The sequence below is a fragment of the Shewanella sp. 125m-7 genome, from assembly GCF_052977045.1.
The window spans coordinates 1-6923 of sequence record NZ_JBRILQ010000076.1 but is presented as its reverse complement, the minus strand read 5'-3'; the positions used below and the strand labels follow the sequence as shown (position 1 = coordinate 6923).

8 protein-coding genes are annotated in these 6923 nt (G+C 44.4%); 3 read left to right on the top strand and 5 right to left on the bottom strand.

The features are described from left to right. Nucleotides 1–293 precede the first annotated feature (293 nt). Nucleotides 294–851, top strand: coding sequence for a gamma carbonic anhydrase family protein (locus ACVBIL_RS20275; RefSeq protein ID WP_447168747.1), 558 nt, complete (start codon nucleotides 294–296; stop codon nucleotides 849–851). Between the two features lie 35 nt (nucleotides 852–886). Here the strand turns inward: ACVBIL_RS20275 and ACVBIL_RS20270 are convergent, their stop codons facing one another. Both ACVBIL_RS20270 and aroE read right to left on the bottom strand, forming a co-directional pair. Beyond that, complete coding sequence (locus tag ACVBIL_RS20270; RefSeq protein WP_447168746.1) at nucleotides 887–1165, bottom strand: DUF1488 domain-containing protein; 279 nt, start codon at nucleotides 1163–1165, stop codon at nucleotides 887–889. 23 nt (nucleotides 1166–1188) lie between these two features. After that, the gene (aroE, locus tag ACVBIL_RS20265; protein ID WP_447168745.1) at nucleotides 1189–2004 is read right to left on the bottom strand and encodes a shikimate dehydrogenase; all 816 of its coding nucleotides are present in this window, start codon (nucleotides 2002–2004) and stop codon (nucleotides 1189–1191) included. 178 nt (nucleotides 2005–2182) lie between these two features. Here aroE and ACVBIL_RS20260 point away from each other — a divergent pair, with 178 nt between their 5' ends. Then, a complete protein-coding gene (locus ACVBIL_RS20260; RefSeq protein WP_447168744.1) occupies nucleotides 2183–2617 on the top strand; it encodes a group II truncated hemoglobin in 435 nt (144 codons plus the stop codon). 106 nt (nucleotides 2618–2723) lie between these two features. Here the strand turns inward: ACVBIL_RS20260 and hemF are convergent, their stop codons facing one another. From hemF to ACVBIL_RS20245, 3 genes are all read right to left on the bottom strand, one after another. Continuing rightward, on the bottom strand, nucleotides 2724–3638 hold the full coding sequence (hemF, locus tag ACVBIL_RS20255) for an oxygen-dependent coproporphyrinogen oxidase (RefSeq protein ID WP_447168743.1): 915 nt from the start codon (nucleotides 3636–3638) through the stop codon (nucleotides 2724–2726). A gap of 23 nt (nucleotides 3639–3661) precedes the next feature. After that, a complete protein-coding gene (locus tag ACVBIL_RS20250; RefSeq protein WP_447168742.1) occupies nucleotides 3662–4225 on the bottom strand; it encodes an L-threonylcarbamoyladenylate synthase in 564 nt (187 codons plus the stop codon). A gap of 84 nt (nucleotides 4226–4309) precedes the next feature. Continuing rightward, a complete protein-coding gene (locus tag ACVBIL_RS20245) occupies nucleotides 4310–4873 on the bottom strand; it encodes a DNA topoisomerase family protein (RefSeq protein WP_447168741.1) in 564 nt (187 codons plus the stop codon). 138 nt (nucleotides 4874–5011) lie between these two features. On the opposite strand from ACVBIL_RS20245, the gene ACVBIL_RS20240 reads away from it, so the two are divergent. Then, nucleotides 5012–6784 (top strand): collagenase, encoded by a 1773-nt coding sequence (locus ACVBIL_RS20240; protein ID WP_447168740.1) that lies wholly within the window; start codon nucleotides 5012–5014, stop codon nucleotides 6782–6784. The last annotated feature ends 139 nt before the right edge of the window (nucleotides 6785–6923 follow it).

Here is a 6923-nt window from a genome sequence, read left to right as displayed (position 1 = left end):
TCTCGTGTTAACAACCATCAAACGAAGCTCTTAAAGCGTTTGTCACCTGAATCAAATCTCCTAAGAGTTTTAACTCTCTAACGCTGCTGCAAGTCCCGTGCTATCTAGCGTTTACGCTGGGTAGTTGGCCTGCTGTGCCGTGTCAGTGGATGCGCATTATAGGGAGATTTGAGATCAGCGCAAGGGCCTTTATAAAGAAAAATGATTTGTTGTTATCGTTTGCCGATAAAACATCCTGACTAGCCACTTTTTAGGCTTTATAATGCAAAAAATGCCATTTGAAGGACTTTTAGATGATTAACTCGCAAAACAATAACTCGCTACGCTCCTATAAAGGAATAGTGCCTACGCTAAAAAATAGCGTTTATATAGATGAAGCCTGTGTTTTGGTGGGTGATATCACTTTAGATGATGATGCCAGTGTTTGGCCGCTGGTTGCCGCACGTGGTGATGTAAATCATATCTATATAGGTAAGAGAAGCAATATCCAAGACGGGGCCGTTTTACATGTTACCCGTAAGTCAGCTGCGCTACCTGATGGTCACCCTCTCATTATTGGTGACGATGTTACTATCGGGCATAAAGCTATGCTGCATGGCTGCCAAGTCGGTAATCGTATTTTAGTCGGCATGGGGGCGATTATTCTGGATGGCGCGATCTTAGAAGATGACGTCATTCTTGGTGCTGGTTCACTAGTACCACCAGGAAAAGTCCTTAAGAGTGGCTTTCTATACGTGGGTAGTCCTGCTAAGCAGGCGCGTCCGTTAACCGAAGCTGAGCTCGCCTTCCTGCCTCAGTCGGCTGATAACTATGTCAGGCTTAAGAACGAGTATTTGCAAGAAGGCGAATAGAGAGGATTGGCTTTATAGCCTTCTATAGATAACGCTTATAAAAGAACAACTCTTCCTTGCTCATCGAATATCTCTTGTTCGATGAGCGCTTCCACCTCTTCTTCTATATCAAACCGATAATCATCAAATATGGCTAGTGCTTTATTGGCAATATCTTGCTCGCCTGCATTGATTGTTGTCGCTGATAAAGTAGCAAGCTTAGCCAAGCTGATACAACATTCGATGTTGGCACCTTGTACCTGAGCAGGAAATACCACGGTTTGGCTTTCCGAGTCCCAATCTTGGAGATCGGGGAATAAAATACTTTGATTCATTTCTATCTCAAATTTATCTCAATTTAGAGTTCGGCCCGAAGCTGAATTAATACAGGCTCAACACTGGGCTTTACCTTACGCCAAATATTAAAGCTTTCTGCAGCTTGTCCCACCAGCATGCCTAAACCATCTATGGTCTGTTTAGCACCCTGCGCTTTAGCCCATACATTAAATGATGTTGGCTCTTTGCCGTACATCATATCGTAGCAAACGGTTTGTGATGTAATGCTATCGCTACTGATATTGGGCACCTCACCACTTAAACTTGATGAGGTTGAATTAATAATCACATCGTAGCTTTTGCCCGTATGACTTATCGGTAAAGCCTCTACTTCGCCATAACAGGAAAAAAGTACAGCTAGTGTTTCGGCTTTTGCTTGTGTGCGGTTAACGATAGTAAGCTTGGCAATTCCGGCCTGCAATAATGGCAGCACACTACCTCTTGCGGCGCCACCGGCTCCAACAAGAAGAACATTAAGCCCTGTAAGACTACCTAAGTTTCGTTGCAGATCGGCAACTAAACCGAGGCCGTCGGTATTGTCACCGCGAATTCTGCCATCGGCTAGTACAGACAGTGTGTTTACCGCTCCAGCAAGTTGAGCCTGTTCACTTAGTTCGTCACACAGAGCAAATGCTTGTTCTTTAAAAGGCACTGTTACATTGGCCCCTAAGCCGTTCGCCGCAGCAAAAGCATTAAAGTTCTGCTGAAACTCATCGATAGGAGCAAGGATCGCTTCATACGTTAACGACTGAGCTGTCTCTTTGGCGAACATAGTATGTATTTTAGGGGACTTACTATGGCCAATAGGATTACCAAATACTGCGTATCGTTCAGTCATGCTTACCTCTCTAACCGCGGAAAACGATTAGTGTAACGTGGTTAGGCTATCTGGCAATCACTTCAAAGCGAGTTATTTTCAGATTAGCTTTCGTTATATGGTGATTCAATTAGCTAGATAAATTTAATTAACTGCTTGCTACACTGTGTCATCGATATAAATCCAGTAGCAGGACAAAATGAACTGGTTAAAGAAAGTATTCAATAAACAAGCCCCTAGCAAAGATAGAGATCCAGAGCAATCTAATGCTTATGATCGCATAGGCGGAGAGCACGTCATTCGTGCCATCGCTCACCAATTCTACCTACAGATGCAACGCAACCAAGCGACCCAAGAATTACGATTAATTCATAGAGCGCCCATCGAAGAATCTGAGCAGAAGTTATTTGAGTTTTTGAGTGGTTGGCTTGGTGGGCCTCAATTGTATCAGCAGAAGCACGGTCACCCTGCGTTACGTGCTAGACACATGCCCTTTAAAGTCGACGAAGCGATGCGAGATCAATGGTTACTCTGTATGAAAGCGGCGATAGAGAAAGAAGTCCGAGACCCACAGCATCAGCACGCTATATATAGCGCCATCGCGACACTGGCGGACCATATGCGAAACCAATAACAGGCAATGCTACTCGTTTTTGGCTGTTATGCCACTCTGGACTAATTTAAAGTGCGAAGTAAAAGCACTGCGCTGTTTATGTTTATAGAGCAGTGCAGAATACATATTATAGGCTTAGCCAGTCTCTTGGTTTGAGATAATCACTATAGAGCGCCGCTTCAGCACTTCCCGCTTCAGGGGTATAAGCATATTCCCAACGCACTAATGGCGGCATAGACATCAAAATAGACTCAGTGCGGCCACCCGTTTGCAAACCGAACAATGTGCCTCGATCATAAACTAAGTTAAATTCAACATAACGGCCACGACGGTAAAGTTGGAACTGACGCTCATGTTCGCCATACTCGGTATCTTTACGGCGCTCAACGATTGGGGCATAAGCCGTTAAGAAGCCATTGCCGACCGCTTGCATAAAGGCAAAGCTAGTATCAAAACCTTGCTTATTGAGATCATCAAAGAACAGACCACCCACACCACGAGTTTCATTACGATGCGGCAACCAGAAGTAATCGTCACACCACTGCTTATACTTTGGGTAAATCTCTTCGCCAAACGGTTCGCATAGCAATTTAGCGCTCTGATGCCACTCAACCACATCTTCCAAATATGGATAATAAGGTGTTAAGTCGAAACCACCGCCAAACCACCACACAGGATCAGCCCCATCTTTATGGGCAATAAAAAAACGTACGTTGGCATGTGTGGTTGGAATATGTGGGTTATTTGGATGGATAACTAAAGAAACGCCCATAGCCTCAAAACTACGGCCAGCAAGCTCCGGACGATGTGCCGTTGCTGAAGCTGGCATAGAAGCGCCCATGACGTGGGAGAAGTTAACTCCTGCTTGTTCAAATACAGCGCCACCAGTCAACACACGGCTTTGACCACCGCCACCCTCTTCACGCTTCCATGAGTCTTCGGCAAATGTCGCTGAACCATCTAATGCTTCGAGTCCATTACAAATTCGATTTTGAAGATCGAGTAAGAAAGCTTTTACTACAGTTGAATCTGGTGCGCTCATATCATTCCTTTTTTAAAAGCTAATTAGCCTTTTCTTATAATTTTTCCACTCTTGGCATCGATAATTGTAGAGGGGGATGCCTGACTTCCTAACTCACCGATCACCAAGCCAGCAATAATTCCTTCAAACTGCTGCTTAACCTCTGCTCCAGTCAATGCAGGCTCTTGCCCTGTCAGATTTGCGCTTGTTGAAACTATCGGCTTATTAATTGCGGCACATAAGGCTTTAACACCTTCATGGGCGGTCACGCGCACGGCAATCGAATCAAAACTGCCACTTAGCAAATGAGAAAGCCCGGGCTTAATCGGCATAATAAACGTAAACGGTCCTGGCCACTTACCGTGTGCAAATGCTAATTGCTCTGCTGTCAGTTGAGACTCATCGATATAGGGAAGTAACTGCTGATAATCACCAGCGACTAGAATTAAGCCTTTTTGCCAAGGGCGCTGCTTTATCTGCAATAACAGCTCTATAGCATCATTATTATCGGGATCACAACCTAGGCCATATACAGCTTCTGTTGGGTAAGCAATAACGCCCCCTTGCTCAACAAGCTCAGCCACGTCAGCAGGTAATACTTCAAACATGTGTCTCTATTCACCTTACATAAGTGCGATTTTAAGCCGCTATGATTACTTAAAAGCGACATTAGTGAAAGTTAATATGGTTATTTAAACAGGGCGCTTATATTTACATGCCTTTTCAGGACATTCCAAGCGCATACCCGCCGCACCTTTACGCTCAACCAAAATTCCACAGCCACAATCAGGACATGTTTCGGCCACCGGAGGGTAATTAACTAAGAACTTACACTTTGGGTAGCCACTGCAGGCATAAAACGATTTTCCAAAGCGGCTGGTTCTATGCTCAATATGCCCAGTTTTACATTTAGGGCAAGGGATCTCGTCTTCAGCATCCGCTTTATCGTGCTTTTCTATATGGCTGCACTGCGGGTAGTTAGTACAACCAATAAAAATACCAAAGCGGCCTGACTTCACCGCCAGTTCGCTACCACAATCAGGACAAACAGATCCTTGAATCACTTGTGTTTCAATGGACTCATGCTGCACCAATGGTCGAGTGTAATCACAGCTTGGATAGTTATTGCAACCAATAAAACCACCGTGCTTACTATGCTTTACCGATAACTCGCAGCCACACTTAGGGCAAAGCTCAAACTCTTTTTCAAGAGCGTGCTCGTGCGTCGTAAACAGTTGCTGATCGATTTTAGCCATGATTATCTCAATTTCATCTATATGTCGCTATTCTACCAAGGATTCGATTAAGTTTTATATTCCAATGTTAGAATTTCGTAAAAAGCAATGATATATTGTATTCAATAAAACAAAGGGATAAATATAAAGGGATAAAAAATGAATACACCCTCAAAGTTCGCTACTACTATTATAGCGAGTCTGCTCGCATCGCTCTCTGGCTGCGCCAGTGTTGAACAGCCAAGCACCAACCCACAATTAGTGAGTCAAATTAGCAGCAGTTCTGAAGCGGATCTATTTGACGAACAAAGCCCGCTATTAACAACAGAGGCGTTCGCTCAAGCTACTCAGACTCTTGCCAATACCCAAGATATTGAGACAGCAAACAAGCTGCTTTACTATTTTCGCGCCTTTAGTTACTACGGTCCAGTTGATGACTTAACTGATGCCGATATTTCTGCTTTAGCTGAAGCCCTAGAAGAGTTCAGTGATTCAGGACAACTCAACAATCGAGCGCGCTTGCAAGAGCAATATGCAGTAACTCTCTATCGCTACTTTGCCAACGACGAAGCCGCCGCCGTATTGCCGCCACTACTTCCACAACTAGAAACGCAATTACAGCAATTGGCGAATACAACGCCCAATACCGCTAATGATTATGCATTACTGGAAACCTTAAAAGCCTATGGATTCTTACTTAATCAGGGCCGTAAAGAGGTAGATGGTGAGCTCAACAAAGTTTTGCTAGCCGCAGACTTAAACACCGCCCTTCTCAGTTTTGCAGCAAGCCCGACAAGTATTCGTGCAGATAAAGATTGGCCACGAACCAATGCTTACTGGGCATTAGCCCTTTATCGCTTAGCCCTACCTTCATCTGAAGACGGTAGTGAAACAGAACAAGAGTTAGCGCTAGATGCTGCGGTTGCCGCAATAGCGAAAGCCGATGTCACACTGCGCGGGGATGCAGCTAAAGATGCTTACACTGCAGGCTTTCACGTCAACGTATTTGGCGGCCAAGAACTGTGTACGGAAAATAGCGATATATGCCGTATTCCAGAGCTTAAAACCGCCCTGCCCATTGAACATCATTGTTCCGATAGCCTGTTTATATTGACCCAAGATTTAAACGAGCAAGAACTTGCTGACAGCTGCGCTAAGTTGACCTCGCAAGAGTCTAACTTTCATGGTTTGTTGAAAACGGGACTAAAACCGACCCCAAATGATTTTAACAGCGCCCTTAGAGTTGTCGCATTTAAAAACTGGAGTCAATACCACTTATATGGCCAGCTTATCTTCGATATTCAAACCGATAATGGTGGCATGTATATCGAGGGCATACCTTCAAAACCAGGCAACCAAGCGACCTTCTTTGCTTTCCGTCAGTGGTGGATTGAACCAGAATTTAAAGTCTGGAATTTGAATCATGAATATGTGCATTACCTAGATGGGCACTTTGTGAAATACGCAGGCTTTGGTCACTTCCCAGAGAAAATGGTCTGGTGGTCAGAGGGGTTAGCTGAATATATCTCAAAGGGCGATACCAACCCTTCGGCTCTTCGGGTGATTAAGCGAGATATAGAAAAAGCCCCAACATTGGAAGAGATCTTTGCCACCGAATACAAAGACGGCCAAGACCGAACCTACAAGTGGAGCTATATGGCTATTCGTTTCCTTGCGGAACATCACCATACTGACTTTGTACAACTCAGCCAGTACCTAAAAACTGATTATTACGAAGGTTATGATCAATTAATGGCCTCTCTGACTCAACATCAAGATCAGTTTGCAACTTGGTTAGATACTCAAGTCGAAGAGTTTGATGACCATGAAGACAAAAATAAGCCAAGGCTACACAAGCAATATCGCTATGATTACCGTGACTATTTGCAACCACAGCACCTGGCTCATGGTGAGGACCACCTGAAGTTTTAGTCATTAGCTGAGGCATCCCCTTCCTACGCAATCCTTGCGTTCAGGCTGATGTTGGGTGAAGCAGCGTACATCCATGTACAAAGCCAATTTGTATCCATCCATGGCAAATTGGCATAAGTGTTCTGACCTCTAGGGATAG